This is a genomic window from Phyllobacterium sp. UNC302MFCol5.2 (assembly GCF_000686005.1).
Classification (GTDB): Bacteria; Pseudomonadota; Alphaproteobacteria; order Rhizobiales; family Rhizobiaceae; genus Phyllobacterium; species Phyllobacterium pellucidum.
In genome coordinates this window covers 178149-192750 of record NZ_JMLL01000010.1, presented here as the reverse complement: position 1 = coordinate 192750, position 14602 = coordinate 178149, and the positions used below count along the sequence as shown (strand labels likewise).

General features: G+C 58.7%; 13 protein-coding genes. 4 read left to right on the top strand and 9 right to left on the bottom strand.

What is annotated here, in order from left to right:
* Window positions 1-145: 145 nt before the first annotated feature.
* Window positions 146-847 (top strand): glutathione S-transferase N-terminal domain-containing protein, encoded by a 702-nt coding sequence (locus tag BR48_RS0102850; RefSeq protein WP_027229919.1) that lies wholly within the window; start codon window positions 146-148, stop codon window positions 845-847.
* A gap of 34 nt (window positions 848-881) precedes the next feature.
* Here the strand turns inward: BR48_RS0102850 and chrA are convergent, their stop codons facing one another.
* The 3 genes from chrA to BR48_RS0102835 all read right to left on the bottom strand — a co-directional run bounded on the left by chrA (window position 882) and on the right by BR48_RS0102835 (window position 4748).
* Window positions 882-2267, bottom strand: a complete 1386-nt coding sequence (chrA, locus tag BR48_RS0102845; RefSeq protein WP_036813776.1) for a chromate efflux transporter — start codon at window positions 2265-2267, stop codon at window positions 882-884.
* A 25-nt stretch (window positions 2268-2292) separates the two neighbouring features.
* Window positions 2293-3111 (bottom strand): sulfurtransferase/chromate resistance protein, encoded by an 819-nt coding sequence (locus BR48_RS0102840; RefSeq protein WP_027229917.1) that lies wholly within the window; start codon window positions 3109-3111, stop codon window positions 2293-2295.
* Between the two features lie 1235 nt (window positions 3112-4346).
* On the bottom strand, window positions 4347-4748 hold the full coding sequence (locus tag BR48_RS0102835; RefSeq protein WP_027229916.1) for a GFA family protein: 402 nt from the start codon (window positions 4746-4748) through the stop codon (window positions 4347-4349).
* Window positions 4749-4915: 167 nt separating this feature from the next.
* On the opposite strand from BR48_RS0102835, the gene bla reads away from it, so the two are divergent.
* Window positions 4916-5806 carry a class A beta-lactamase gene (gene bla, locus BR48_RS0102830; protein WP_027229915.1) on the top strand — a complete coding sequence of 297 codons (891 nt, stop codon included), beginning with the start codon at window positions 4916-4918 and terminating at the stop codon, window positions 5804-5806.
* 1055 nt (window positions 5807-6861) lie between these two features.
* Here the strand turns inward: bla and BR48_RS0102825 are convergent.
* Window positions 6862-7209 carry a DUF2147 domain-containing protein gene (locus tag BR48_RS0102825; protein ID WP_027229914.1) on the bottom strand — a complete coding sequence of 116 codons (348 nt, stop codon included), beginning with the start codon at window positions 7207-7209 and terminating at the stop codon, window positions 6862-6864.
* A gap of 450 nt (window positions 7210-7659) precedes the next feature.
* Between BR48_RS0102825 and BR48_RS0102820 the strand changes: the two genes are divergently transcribed.
* The gene (locus BR48_RS0102820; RefSeq protein ID WP_027229913.1) at window positions 7660-7926 is read left to right on the top strand and encodes a sel1 repeat family protein; all 267 of its coding nucleotides are present in this window, start codon (window positions 7660-7662) and stop codon (window positions 7924-7926) included.
* Between the two features lie 170 nt (window positions 7927-8096).
* Window positions 8097-8303, top strand: a complete 207-nt coding sequence (locus BR48_RS0102815; RefSeq protein WP_027229912.1) for a hypothetical protein — start codon at window positions 8097-8099, stop codon at window positions 8301-8303.
* Window positions 8304-8396: 93 nt separating this feature from the next.
* On the opposite strand, the gene BR48_RS0102810 is transcribed toward BR48_RS0102815, so the two are convergent.
* From BR48_RS0102810 to BR48_RS0102790, 5 genes are all read right to left on the bottom strand, one after another.
* Window positions 8397-8924, bottom strand: a complete 528-nt coding sequence (locus BR48_RS0102810) for a DNA starvation/stationary phase protection protein (RefSeq protein WP_027229911.1) — start codon at window positions 8922-8924, stop codon at window positions 8397-8399.
* A 97-nt stretch (window positions 8925-9021) separates the two neighbouring features.
* Window positions 9022-11028, bottom strand: coding sequence for an acetyl/propionyl/methylcrotonyl-CoA carboxylase subunit alpha (locus BR48_RS0102805; protein WP_036813773.1), 2007 nt, complete (start codon window positions 11026-11028; stop codon window positions 9022-9024).
* Window positions 11029-11049: 21 nt separating this feature from the next.
* Window positions 11050-12657 carry a carboxyl transferase domain-containing protein gene (locus tag BR48_RS0102800; RefSeq protein ID WP_027229909.1) on the bottom strand — a complete coding sequence of 536 codons (1608 nt, stop codon included), beginning with the start codon at window positions 12655-12657 and terminating at the stop codon, window positions 11050-11052.
* A gap of 56 nt (window positions 12658-12713) precedes the next feature.
* Window positions 12714-13877, bottom strand: a complete 1164-nt coding sequence (locus tag BR48_RS0102795; protein ID WP_027229908.1) for an isovaleryl-CoA dehydrogenase — start codon at window positions 13875-13877, stop codon at window positions 12714-12716.
* Window positions 13843-14499 (bottom strand): TetR/AcrR family transcriptional regulator, encoded by a 657-nt coding sequence (locus BR48_RS0102790; RefSeq protein WP_027229907.1) that lies wholly within the window; start codon window positions 14497-14499, stop codon window positions 13843-13845. Before BR48_RS0102790 ends, BR48_RS0102795 begins: the two co-directional genes overlap by 35 nt.
* Between the last annotated feature and the right edge of the window lie 103 nt (window positions 14500-14602).

Below are 14602 nucleotides of genomic sequence, written 5' to 3'. Positions count from 1 at the left end.
TATCGAGCGCAAATTAGGCGAGGCGTGCTGAACCAAAGCTGAGACCGCCGTTCATCTGGCGTTCAACGGAATTGCATGGCCCATCTTGCGCGCGGCTATGGAAGTTCTATTTCTCTTGAACATTCCCCCACGCATGGAGACTGCGATGACCTCCCAAACAAGACCGATCGAACTCTATTACTGGCCGACGCCCAACGGCTGGAAAATATCCATCATGCTCGAGGAGCTCGGCGTTCCCTACGATCTGAAACTTGTCAACATCGGCAAGGGCGAACAGTTCGAGCCTTCTTTCCTGAAGATCGCCCCCAACAACCGTATGCCGGCCATCATCGACCCCGAGGGACCGGGCGGAGAGCCAATCTCGGTGTTCGAATCCGGCGCGATCCTGCAATATCTCGGCCGGAAATTCGGAAAATTCTATCCGCAGGAGGAACGCAGCCGCGTCGCGGTTGAAGAATGGCTGTTCTGGCAGGTGGGCGGTCTCGGCCCGATGGCCGGCCAAGCGCATCATTTCCGTCAATATGCCCCCGAGAAGATCGAATATGCGTTCAATCGCTATACCAACGAGGTAAACCGCCTTTATGGCGTGATGAACCGGCGGCTTGCCGAGCACGACTATCTTGCCGGCGATTATTCCATCGCCGACATGGCCGCCTATGGCTGGGTCGTGCCGCATGCCAACCAGGGTCAGGATTTGAGCGAATTTCCAAATCTGAAGCGCTGGTTCGAAGCGATCGGTGCGCGGCCCGCCGTGCAGCGCGGGCTCGAACTCGGCAAAGAAGAGCGGCGCAATCTCGCCGACGACGAGGAAGCCAAGAAGGTGCTCTTCGGCCAGCGGGCCCGCTGAACCGGCGCAATTGAAGCCCTGACGGGGCAGGGCTTCAATTCAGCCCGTGGAAGAGATACCACGCCATGCCCGCCAATGACGTGGCAAGAAGCGTCGGCAACATTCCCCACCTCAGCCAGAAAATGGCGGCGATCGCGCTGGCGGTCAGCGCGACGGAAGCGAGGTTGACAGAAGAGAGCACCGGCACGTCGATCGTGATGCCCAATGCCTCCCAGCGAACGATGCTGGTGAACATCACGTGCAGCGCGAACCACACGGCAAGGTTGGTGATCACGCCGACGATGGCGGCGGTAATCGCGGTCATTGCTCCCGTCAGTGCCCGGTTGTTGCGAAGCCGCTCAATGAAGGGAGCCCCAAGGAAAATCCACACAAAACACGGCACGAACGTCACCCATGTCGTCAGGATCGAAGCGAGCACGGCTGCCGTGAGCGGCGGCAACGAGCCGGGCGCTCGATAGGCGCCGAGGAAACCGACGAACTGTACCACCATGATCAGCGGTCCCGGCGTCGTCTCCGCCATGCCAAGCCCGTCCAGCATTTCCCCGGGCTGCAGCCATCCATAATGCTGGACCGCCTGCTGGGCGACGTATGAGAGAACCGCGTAGGCGCCGCCGAACGTTACCATCGCCATTTTACTGAAGAAAATGCCGATTTGGCTGAACACATTGTCCGGTCCGAGAGCGAGGACTATGGCACCGACCGGCGCAAGCCAAAGGACGAGAAGGACGGCGCCTATCTTCAGCGACCAGGCTAGATTCGGCCGGGCGTGTTCGGGCGTGTCTTCGCCGAGCGCCGAGTCCCGGTCCGCAAGACCGGAGGCCGCATCGCCATGACCTCCGCCTAATTGAAACAGCGTCGATCCGGTTTTTCCTCCGATGAAGCCGATCAATGCCGCGATGAGAACGATGAGTGGAAACGGCACGTGCAGGACGAAAATTGCCACGAAAGCGGCAATGGCGATTGACATCATGACCCAATTCTTGAGCGCGCGCCCGCCAATCCGCACCACCGCCTGCAGCACGATGGCAAGCACGGCTGCTTTGAGGCCGAAGAACAGCCCCGCCACCATCCCGACATTGCCAAACAGGACGTAGATAATGCTGAGGCCGAGGATCGACAGAAAGCCGGGAAGGACAAACAGCGTGCCGGCAACAAGGCCGCCTTTGGTCCGGTGCAGCAGCCAGCCAATATAGATCGCCAGCTGTTGCGCCTCGGGTCCGGGCAAGAGCATGCAATAATTGAGGGCATGCAGAAACCTGTTCTCGCCGATCCAACGCTTCTCATCGACCAGAATGCGATGCATCACCGCGATTTGCCCGGCGGGCCCGCCGAAGCTCAATGATGCGACACGCATCCAGACGCGCAGGGCTTCGCTGAACGAGATGTCATTGCCCGTTCGCCCTTGGGATACGGCGTTCACGCCATCGGGTGCTGAAACGGTCAATTCATGCACCAAGCTTGCGATTAGGCCAGTTATGCGTTTCGCCCGTCGCATCACGGCACCAGCGATAGAATGCGTCGTAGAGCGTCATGCCAGCTTCCAACTGTGCCAGATCGTCGGAATACATCCGCGACAGGCCGAGCGATGCGGCAAGCAATCCCGGAGCCTCGGGTGCAAGGTCCGGCCGGGCGGTATCCGCACCGCGCACAATCGTTGCAAGGCGCGATAACGGTGCTGACGTCAAGCCGAATTCCTCGATCATCACGTCGAAAGTGCAAAGTTCGCCGCGATGGCTCCAGAACGCGTCTTCGATATCAAAGGGCGTCGCGCCAAAACGTTCGGCCACCGCCTCGACCTCCGCAGGCGCGACGAACAGGAACACGGCATCAGGGTCGATAAATCGACGGATCAGCCAGGGACAGGCAATCCTGTCGATCTTTGGCCGCGCCCGCGTGACCCAGATTGTCGGTCCATTCGGGTCTGCCGTCGGCAGGCGTAACACGCGAACCAGCGGCAGAGATGCCGTGACCCACGCCTCGTAACCGCCGTCGAGCGATTCGGCCGGCACACCGTGATAACGCAGCAGCGCCGCGGTCCCCTCGCTGAGCTTCCTGCCTTGCTGGCAGATGACGATCGCCCGTTTGCCGACGAGTTCATCGCGCCAGGTTTCGATTGCCGCATATGAACGGCGGCGTGAGCCGGGAATCAATCGCTCATCGAAGGCAAAGTCCTCGTCCGTACGGACGTCGATAAGGACAGGGCATGCCGGCGTTCCGATAAGCCGTGCCAGTTTTTCGTGTGAAATTCGTGTCGTCGAAGACATTTCGCGTCCCTCCGCTAAAGTGGGGTTGTTGGACGCGATACTTGGGCATGACGCCTCGTGGGGAGACCGCAATCCCCATAAGGTTATGATTGTCACGAAACAGGATTATGTCAACAAGAGCGAAAGCAAGAGGCTGTCCCCGCGGGCACCCCAGCTAAGAGGGTCTGCAAACTCGTCTCAACCAACTCGTGTAGCAAATTCACTTCCGACACCAAGGCTTAAAGTCCTTAGCCAACACGGCGCTGCAAGCTCGCTGCCGTTGACAAGGCTCGGCAAACTCGTCTCAATCAACGTGCATAGCCAATTCACTTCCGCCATCAAGGCTCAAAGTCCTGAGCCAACACGGCGCTGCAAGCTCGCTGCCGCTGCGAAGGCTCGGTAAACTCGTCGCAACCAACTCGCGCAGCAAATTCACTCCCGCTACCAAGGCACGGCGAAGTCTGCAAACGACAGGGTTTGGCGAATGCCGTGCCGTCACCAAAGCTAGGCAAACTCGTCTCAACCAACTCGCGTAGCGAATTCACTTCCGCCGCCTGGGCTCGGCCAAGTTTCCCAACCAACAGGGCCGGGCGACTCGCTGCCGCCTACGGGGCTCGGCCAATGCCTCGGCCAGTGCTCGGCAGATCGCTGTCGCAACCAACATTGGACAAAGTCCGCAACCAGCAGTGCTCAGCAACTCGCTGCCGCCTACAGGGCTCGGCCAAGGCATCGGCCAGCGCTCGGCAACTTGCGGCCACTAACAAGGCGTAAAGTCGTCCGCCCACGCGGCGCCGCAAAATCGCTGCGACCAGGCACGGGAAACTCATCCACCACAAGAAAAAGGCAGCCATGGGGGGACTTCCATGGCTGCCTGTCTTTTTGCCCGTAACCAGCGAAGGAGCTGCTCGAGCGCATTGGTCCTGCGGTTGCCTGCCCGACAAAAGTTCGGGCACATGCCTCAAGAAAGGAATGGCCTACGCACCATTCTATCCCTGATCCTCCCGAAATTTCGGCTTTATGTGCAGGGAGGGTTTGCACATAAACGACTGGATACTTAAGACACCAGCAACCGCAGGATAAAGGTGGTCAACAACAGTGCATTTCGAAAACAACTACACGCTAAAATCGATTTCTTTATAGCCGGGGGAATTGTTCGAAACAATTAGACATTAGTCTAATATGCTGTAAATAAAGGGCTTTTCACGGCGTAGAGTGTTGTTTTTGCTCGTTCATTTTTTTAGAACTCAAAATTCCATCTAAAGATGGCGCACTTCCTGCGGCCGCCGTTCCCAGTGGTCGTGGAGCCCATCCTGATACTCCAAGGGCGCCGCTACCAGGTCTTTGACAGGCATATCATCGAGGCAGGCGACATTGACGCCATAGAACTTTCCCATGCTTTCCATCTCGCCCTGACCGAACGGTTTCATGCCGCATGTGTCGCAAAAGAAATGGGTAATTGCGCCGCCGCCAAAACGATACGCGATCAATTTTTCTGACCCCGTAACGACACGGAGCTCATCGCCGCCGACGATCACCTTCCAGAAACGGCCTTTGGCACAGATCGAACAATTGCACTTGCTGGTGCCCTGGGTGAGGTCGATGTCGGCCTCGAAACGAACCACCCCGCAATGACAGCTCCCATGATAGGTCTTTCGCATCGTTCCCTCCTAAATTTACCAATAAGTTAAATAACCTAAAGGTTTACTGTTGGTCAAGTTCAGACGCTCTTTTTCGTCACAGTTTCTCCACGGAATTTGCCAGTTCGGATCGCAGCTTTCGCCACGCGTGAATCGCGCAGTCGGTTTGTAAGACATGGAGATATGAAATGAGTGGTTCAATTACCCGCCGCGGAGCATTGCTCGGATCGATGCTGGTGATACCGGCATTGGCGTTGCCGAGGGCTTTGGCCTATGCCGCGCCGGCCGAAAGGGTTGATCTCGATGCGGCGTTCAAGGGGCTAGACGAAAAGACCGGTGCACGCCTTGGGGTTGCAGCACTCGACACGGCGAGCGACAGCAAGATCGAATACCGCGCGCATGAGCGCTTTGCGATGTGCAGCACGTTCAAGTTCCTGGCCGCGGCAGCGGTACTGGCGAAAGTCGATCGCAAGGAAGAAAAACTTGACCGGGTCATTAAATATGGCAAGGGCGACCTTGTTGCCGGCTCGCCCGCCACGGGAAAGCATGTCGACGAGGGCATGACCCTTGCTGCACTCTGCGAAGCTGCGATCACGTTGAGCGACAATACCGCCGGCAATCTCCTGCTGGACAATCTCGGCGGACCGAAAGGTCTGACACAATATGCGCGCAGCCTCGGCGATGCGACGTTTCGACTGGACCGGCGCGAGACAGAACTGAACGAGGCGGCGCCCGGCGATCCGCGTGACACCATTACGCCGGCGCACATTTTGAAAGATCTGCAGAAAACGGTTCTCGGCAACGCGCTGGCGAAATCCTCACGCGATCAACTCATCGAGTGGCTGCTTGCGAACAAGACCGGCGACAAACGTCTGCGCGGCGGCTTGCCCAAGGGCTGGAGCGTCGGCGACAAAACCGGTACCAGCGACAGCGGCATGGCCAATGATATCGCCGTGATCTGGCCGCCAAGCCGCAAGCCGATCCTGCTGGCCGTCTATCTCTACGATCCGAAGGGAACTGCGGATAGCCGGAATGAAATTCACCGGAAGGTGGCAAGCCTGGTCGCTGAGAACATCTGAGATTTGCTGGGCGGCGATCCGGTCGCCGCTCAAACAGAACGCGGGCAGAGTGGTCCCTGTTGTTATCAGCGCCAAGTGTGCCGTACGATTCCCACGGCGGTTATCCCCCGGCGGTCCCCACTTGCGTCAAAAAGGGTCATCTGCACTGCGTCGCCTCGGGCCGTTCTCGTTTTCCGCTATCCTTGGGCTCCCCCCACTGCCGCCATCCACGGGATCTCCTCTCTGTCTTCCTCGGGCCCTTGTCCCGAGGATCCATCGTCGACGCTGTTTGCGCCGCGAAGGGAAGAGTGGGTCCTCGGGGCTAACGCCCGAGGATGACGGCGGAGAGGGTGGATGATGGGAATTTATGCGAGAAGCTCCGCCACTCAGCCATCGAAGTCCGCTCGTTCGACTCCGTCCTATGGATAAACATCGGACGGGGGAGTGCAGACGGCGGACTGACCCACTACCGTCACCGGTGGCCGTGCTCACGTCCTCCATCCTTCGGCAGTCTGCACTGCCGTCACCGCGGACGCTGTTCGGCCACGGAGGGAGAACGTCCCTCTGGCTCCCCTCACTTCCGTCATCCTCGGGCCCTTGTCCCGAGGATCCATCGCGGACGCTGTCTGCCCACGAAGAAAGAATGGGTCCTCGGGTCTAACGCCCGAGGATGACGGCGGAGAGGGTGGATGATGGGAATTTATGCGAGGATTGCCGCCACTCAGCCATCGAAGTCCGCTCATTCGACTCCGTCCTACGGATAAACATCGGACGGGAGAGTGCAGACGGCGGACTGACCCACTGCCGTCACCTTGGGCCTGTTCCACTTCCTCCATCCTTCGGCAGTCTGCACTGCCGTCACCGCGGGCGCTGTTCTGCCACGGAGGGAGGACGTCCCTCTGGCTCCCCTCACTTCCGTCATCCTCGGGCCCTTGTCCCGAGGATCCATCGTCGACGCTGTTTGCCCCGCGAAGGAAGAATGGGTCCTCGGGTCAAGAGCTCAAAGAGGGTGGATAACGCAAACGCACGCGAGGAGCGCCGCTACCCGGCTCACGAAAGTCTACCCCACCCGACCTCTACTGGCGCGTCAGGCTCTCGCTCTTGCAGATGAGCCCGCCCATGACACAGCCTGAAAGCGAAAGGGTCGCCCCGGTTGCCGTCGCCTTGCCATTATAGGTCTTGCCCTCGTCGAGCTTGTTGACCGTGCCCTTGTAGGAACCGCTCTTGCCGGACATCGAGCCGATCGACTTTCCCTTGTATTCGCCGGTCATCACCGTGCCGCAATAGGTATCTGTCCCACAGGACGAATATTGAATGATGGTGCCGTTTGGCCGCTTCCACGATCCGACGATCGCTTCTTCTGCAAGGGCAGGGCCAGCCATAAGGACAAAGCCAGTGCAGGCCAAAACTATATTGCGCTTCATGAATTTCCTCCCGATACGAGGCGATCTCTCCAGCATCGCCTTTCTTACGCATACGTAAACGTAAATCAAAATATCAGTGAATGAAAGCGGCCCGGTCAGAAATCCGCCTGTTTTAAACGGCGTGGCGCTCGGGTGAATTGCCGAAGTTCAGATTCGCAAACCGCGCGTTTGGTTATCAAACTCTTCAGGCCGGCAGATCCGATTTTAGGCAAATTTGCGGCAAATGCCTGCAATTGCTGGCGTGCTATATTTAATGAATTGCGAAGTTTACGAGTTGTTTTTGTTTTGTTTGTGCGCGGTTAATCATGGCTTTTAACAGCAATTTCAAGCCTATCGTTCATTCTCGAAAGCATCGAAAGAGCACGCCGAAACAAACAAATGGCGGTTCTCAGAAGTCTAACAGGGCTTTTCGTTCGACGCGAATTTGGTTCAACAAGGGGTTTGACTGAAATGGCACGCTTTGATCTTCAGACTGTCGAAACCGGCGACGCCGGTGGCTCCGCCCAGACCGACATCCTCTTCGAAATGGGCATCATGTATGCGACCGGTCGCGATTGCGCCATCGACCTGGTGGCCGCGCACAAATGGTTCAACATCGCCGCCATCAAGGGCTGCGATCGCGCCGCGGAACTGCGGGCCGAACTTGGCAAGACAATGTCCAAGATTGATCTCGCAACCGCCCTGCGCGAAGCCCGCGAATGGATGACGGCACACTGATCTGTCGGAATGGACACAACCTTAGCGTGTAGAAAATTCTCGTCTGCACTCTATGGCTAGATTGCCAGCCGTGGATGGACACAAGATTGTGATTACAGTATAAGTTGGCCATACTGCTACGCTACAACTATAAGTATTGTATTTATTGCAACCACGGCGGACGGACATTCATGGATGAACTCGAAGAATTGCTCGCTAGGCTCACGGCTGCCCAAAGGCAGTTGATAACGAGCTCAGCCAAGACCAAGACATTTCCTGACAACAATACTTTGCAGAAGATCGCAACGCTGGCCCTCAACATTTCATCGGTCGAGACCATGATTGTTGAGACGCAAGGCCGCGCGCAGCTGGCAAGGCTGGCCAAGGCAAACGATTAGAGCACGTCTTGTTTGGATAGTATCGGTCTGCCGGGGGAGATCACGGAAACAAACCGGCCGCCGGGACGGCCGGGGTTATCCGTAACGGATCGATCAGACGCCAGCCGGGCCGACGCGCGATGCTTCAAACAGGAACCAATGGCGCCGCTCGGACTCGTCGATATAGTTCTCTATGATGCTGGTCGTGGCGCTGTCATTGTATTCGCTGCAAAGCTCATGCACCTGGCGCAGATAGCCGATGAAGCTCTTTGTATCGTCGCGTAGCTCGGCGATCATGTCTTCAGGCGTCACGAAATTCGCGTCATTGTCGAGAAGGCGCTGTTTCGACGAAATCTGCCCGATCGACTTGAGCGTGGTGCCGCCGATCTTGCGGACGCGTTCGGCAAGAACGTCGGTCATGGCGAAGATCTGTTCGCCCTGCTCGTCGAGCATCAGATGATAGTCGCGAAAATGCGGGCCGCTCATGTGCCAGTGAAAATTCTTGGTTTTCATGTAAAGCGCGAATGTATCGGCAAGCAGCGCATTGACGGCGGCGGAAATATCGCGCGTCGCCTTTTCCCCAAGGTCGGTAGGGGTGGCGAGGGGCGCGCGCTTTATCGTCTGGAGGGATTTTGTGGCCATAGGTAATCTCCTGAATTAAAGGCGGGAACATAGCCCGGCGCCCGCTGCTGCGGGCTCCGCGCCACTTTCCTAGCATGCCGAAGACGTGCTTGCTGCCTCAAATCTTTGAAGAATCATTGCCCGCGTCTTCAAACCGCACGAGCGACGACTTCTCTTTGACCTGCGTGCCTTCGCTGGCAATTTCGGCGATCCTGCCATCATGCGGTGCGGTAATAGAATGCTCCATCTTCATGGCTTCGAGTACGAGCAAAACCTGCCCCTTCTTGACCTGATCGCCCGCCGCAAAGCGCACAGATTTCACGAGGCCCGGCATTGGCGCGGCAAGGCGATCGCCTCCACCGCCTGCCGCTTCGGCAAGGAGAAACGGGTCGGCAACGCTGAACGTCGCCGCCGCGCCCTTGGCAAGCACCGCGACCCCATGCGGTATCGTCATGGCCTTGGCGTGAACATTGATGCCCTTGCCGGTGACATGCCACGTGGCCGGTCCATGGCGAACGCGCAGTTCCTGCATATCGGCGGGACTGGAAATTCTGTATCGCTCATCGCCGAGAACCGACACCTCGTAACGAGTGATCGCTCCGTTTTCCTCAAGCACCAAAGGATAGGCGAGGGCTGCATGATGGCTGTAACCGCGCAAGGCGGTCCAGGGATCGGTGGAAACCGGGCGCTTGAGCAGGCCGCTTGCAAAGAGAATGGCGAGTTCCTTCGCCCCTGCTTCAATCGCAACAGGCGCGATAAGCCCGGCAAGATCGCGGTCGATCAGCCCCGTATCGACATCGCCTGCGGCAAATCCGGGATGCCGCACCAGCGCCGCGAGAAAAGCCGTGTTCGTAACCGTCCCGGCGACTTCCGTCTCGCTCAGCGCGTTTTGCATCGCACGGAGCGCGGCAGCCCGATCCGCGCCGTGAACCACAAGCTTGGCGATCATCGGATCGTAGAACGGCGAAATCTCGTCGCCGCTGCGAACCCCGGTCTCGACCCGTACCGCGCCGTCCTTGACGGCATTGGGGAAAGCGAGATGATAAAGCGTCCCGGTGGCAGGCAGGAAGCTCTTTGCGGGATCCTCGGCATAGAGGCGAGCCTCGATGGAATGGCCGTTGAGAGGGATATTCTCTTGAGCCAATGGCAGCTTCTCGCCGGCAGCCACACGCAATTGCCATTCCACAAGGTCGAGACCTGTGACCATTTCCGTCACGGGATGTTCGACCTGAAGGCGCGTGTTCATCTCCATGAACCAGAAGCGGTCGGGCCGCAGGCCTTCCGTTGCGTCGACGATGAACTCAATCGTGCCTGCGCCGGAATATTTGATGGCCTGCGCCGCCTTGACCGCGGCTCCGGTCATCGCCTCGCGCATTTCCGCGGTTATTCCGGGGGCAGGAGCCTCCTCGATCACTTTCTGATGCCGGCGTTGCAGCGAGCAATCGCGCTCGTAAAGGTGAACGGCATTGCCATGATTGTCGCCGAAGACCTGCACTTCGATATGCCGGGGCTTCGCGATGTATTTTTCGACGAGAACCCGGTCGTCGCCGAAGGCACTCTTGGCCTCGCGGCGGGCGCTACCGAGGGCTTCGGCGAAGTCGTCGGGACTGTCGACCTTGCGCATGCCCTTGCCGCCGCCGCCAGCGCGGGCCTTGATCAGCACCGGATAACCGATTTCACGCGCTTTGGATGCGAGCACGACGAGTTCCTGCGCCTCGCCGTGATAGCCCGGGACGACGGGGACGCCGGCCTTTTCCATCAGACGCTTCGCCGCGTCCTTCAGACCCATCGCGCGGATCGAATCCGCCGAGGGCCCGATGAAGACGAGGCCGGCCTTGACCACGGCATCAACGAAACCGGGATTTTCCGAAAGGAAACCGTAGCCGGGGTGGATTGCTTCGGCTCCCGTATCGAGCGCCGCCTTGATGATGTGGTCGGCGCGAAGATAACTGTCGGTGACCGGCGCCGGACCGATATTCACGGCCTCATCGGCCATGCCGACATGCAGCGCATGGGCGTCCGCATCGGAATAGACCGCTACCGTACTTATGCCGAGCTTCTGCGCCGTGCGAATGACACGGCAGGCGATCTCACCGCGATTGGCGATCAGGATTTTGGAGAACATTTTCGTCATGGTCTTTTTCCCCTACATCCTGAACACGCCGAAGCGGGTTTCTTCCACCGGTGCGTTCAGCGCGGCAGAGAGCGACAGCGCCAACACATCGCGGCTCTTGGCGGGGTCGATGATCCCGTCATCCCAAAGCCGTGCCGACGAATAGAGCGGATGACCCTCGCGCTCGTATTTTTCGAGAATCGGCGCGCGGAACGCAGCCTCTTCAGCCGTGGTCCATTCACCGCCCTTGCGTTCGATGCCTTCGCGCTTGACCAGGGCAAGCACCGTAGCGGCCTGTTCGCCCCCCATCACTGAAATGCGGGCGTTCGGCCACATCCACAGGAAGCGCGGCGAAAAGGCCCGTCCGCACATGCCGTAATTGCCGGCGCCGAACGAGCCGCCGACAATCATCGTGACCTTGGGTACCCGCGCCGTTGCAACGGCCGTGACGAGCTTGGCTCCGTCCTTGGCAATGCCGCGCGCCTCGTAGGAGCGGCCGACCATGAAGCCTGTGATATTTTGCAGGAAGACGAGGGGAATGCCGCGCTGGGTGCATAGCTCGATAAAATGCGTACCCTTGAGTGCGCTTTCCGAAAAGAGCACGCCATTATTGGCGATGATGCCGACAGGCATGCCGTAGAGATGGGCAAAGCCCGTGACCAGCGTCGTGCCGTAGTTCTGCTTGAACTCGTCGAACTCAGAGCCGTCAACGATGCGGGCGATCAGTTCGCGCACCTCGTATGGCTGGCGCAAATCGGTCGGAACGATGCCGTAGAGTTCGGCCGGGTCATACAGCGGCGGACTCACTTTGCGAAGATCGAGCCCTATCGTCTTCTTTCGATTGAGATTTGCGACAATGCGGCGGGCAATGGCGAGCGCATGTGCGTCATCCATCGCGTAGTGATCGGCCACACCGGATTCGCGTGTGTGAAGATCGGCGCCGCCAAGGTCCTCAGCCGACACGTCCTCGCCCGTCGCCGCCTTGACCAGCGGCGGGCCACCGAGGAAAATCGTTGCCTGCCCCTTCACCATGATCGTTTCTTCCGACATCGCCGGAACGTAGGCGCCGCCCGCGGTGCACGATCCCATGACGACGGCAATTTGCGGAATGCCCGCCGCCGACATATTGGCCTGATTGTAAAAGATACGGCCGAAATGCTCGCGGTCTGGAAACACTTCATCCTGGTTCGGCAGGTTTGCGCCGCCGGAATCGACGAGGTAAATGCAAGGCAGGTTGTTCTGGAGCGCGATTTCCTGGGCGCGCAGATGCTTCTTCACAGTGAGCGGGTAGTAGGTGCCGCCTTTGACCGTGGCATCGTTGACAACGATCATGACTTCCTTGCCCGATACCCGCCCAATACCTGCGATAAGCCCGGCAGACGAAATGTCGTCGTCATACATGCCCCAAGCGGCAAACTGACCGATTTCGAGAAAGGGCGAGCCTGCATCCAGGAGTTGGGCCAGGCGGTCGCGCGGCAGAAGCTTGCCGCGCGACGTATGGCGCTTGCGCGCCTCTTCGGTGCCGCCAAGATTGACCTTTGCTGCCTTAGTCTCGATTTCGCTGACCAGCGCCTGCATCCGCGCCCGATTCGCGATAAAGACGTCGGACGTGGTGCTGACCTCGGATGAAAGAATCGTCATGCGGTCTCCTGTAGGATCAATTGATTGGCAGCGGGGACTCGAAACGCGACAGGCAGCTATTGTGACTCTGCAAACATCTCCCTGCCGATCAGCATGCGGCGAATTTCGCTGGTGCCGGCTCCGATTTCGTAAAGCTTTGCATCGCGCAGAAGCCTGCCGGTCGGATAGTCGTTGATGTAGCCGTTGCCGCCGAGCGCCTGGATGGCCTCGAGCGCACACCACGTTGCCTTTTCGGCGGCGTAGAGAATGCAGCCGGCGGCGTCCTTGCGCGTGGTTTCGGCGCGATCGCAGGCTGCCGCCACCGCATAGACATAGGCGCGGCAGGCGTTCATCGTCGTATACATATCGGCGAGCTTGCCCTGCATGAGCTGGAACTCGCCGATCGGCTGGCCGAACTGCTTGCGCTCATGCACATAGGGAACGACCACATCGAGGCAGGCCGCCATGATGCCGAGCGGACCGCCGGCAAGAACGACGCGCTCATAGTCGAGGCCGGACATCAGAATTTTGACGCCCTTGCCTTCCTCGCCAAGGACGTTCTCGAAGGGGACTTCGCAATCCTCGAACACGAGTTCGCAGGTGTTCGAACCGCGCATGCCAAGCTTGTCGAGCTTCTGCGCCGTGCTGAACCCCTTGAACTCCTTCTCTATCAGGAAAGCCGTGACGCCGCGCGAACCGGCAGCAGCATCGGTCTTGGCGTACACGACGAGCGTATTGGCGTCCGGACCATTGGTGATCCACATCTTGTTGCCGTTGAGAACGTAGCGGTCGTTCTTCTTGTCGGCCCGGAGCTTCATGGAAACGACGTCCGACCCGGAACCCGGCTCCGACATCGCAAGTGCGCCCACATTCTCGCCGGTACAGAGTTTCGGCAGGAATTTTGCCTTTTGCTCGTCGGTGCCCCAGCGATTGATCTGGTTGACGCAGAGGTTGGAGTGGGCGCCATAGGAAAGGGCGACCGAGGCCGACGCGCGCGACAGTTCCTCCATCGCCACCACATGAGCGAGGTAACCGAGCCCGGAACCACCAAATTCAGGATTGGCAGTCATGCCGAGAAGGCCGAGCGCACCCATCTCCTGCCACAGGTGCATGGGAAACTGGTTGGTACGGTCGATCTCCGACGCGAGCGGCGCAATCTTCTCCTGGGCGAAACGATGTACGGTGTCGCGCAGCGCCTCGATGTCTTCAGAAACTCCGAACCTTAGTCCTGACTGATACATTGCGTCCTCCCGTGGTAGCTGTCTCGATCTTCTTGGCGCCAACAAGGCGCAATCCCATCTGAACGTATTTTTCCGCCACCTCGGTGACAGTAAGCCTGTCATCGCTGCGGAACCAGAGATTGATACCGGTCGTCATTCCAATGATCGCGCGTGTCATCAGCGCAATGTCATCGATGACGAACTGGCGGGCATCGAGCCCGTCGTCGAGAATTTCGCGCAAGCTGTTCTCATATCGCCCGCGCAAGGCGACGATCACGGCGCGATTGTCGGCGCTGAGGCTGCGCAATTCCATATTGCCGATATGCACGTCATCGCGACGATCGGCATGATAAGTGATGTGGAATCGTATGAAAGCGGCGAATCGCTCGACGGGGTCTTCCACGCCAGAGCTGGTCTCCTCCCATGCGTCGATCAACCGGACCATGTGCGCCCGCATGAGCGAGAACAGCAATTGCTGCTTGTTGGGATAATAATGATAGAACGCCGCCGACTGGACGCCAACCTCATCAGCAAGCTGGCGCATCGACATCGCCTCATAGCCGACGCGCGCAATAAGACGCTTCGCAGCCGCGTCAATCGCGCTGCGTGTCTTAACGCCTTCAGATCCTGTGGTTCGTGCCATGGCGGGTTAATAAAACGATCGTTCGATTAATTCAACCCTACTTTTCCTATACGAAAGTCTGCATGGCAAGGAGCGAAAGGTGCATGTAGGATCACACTGTTAG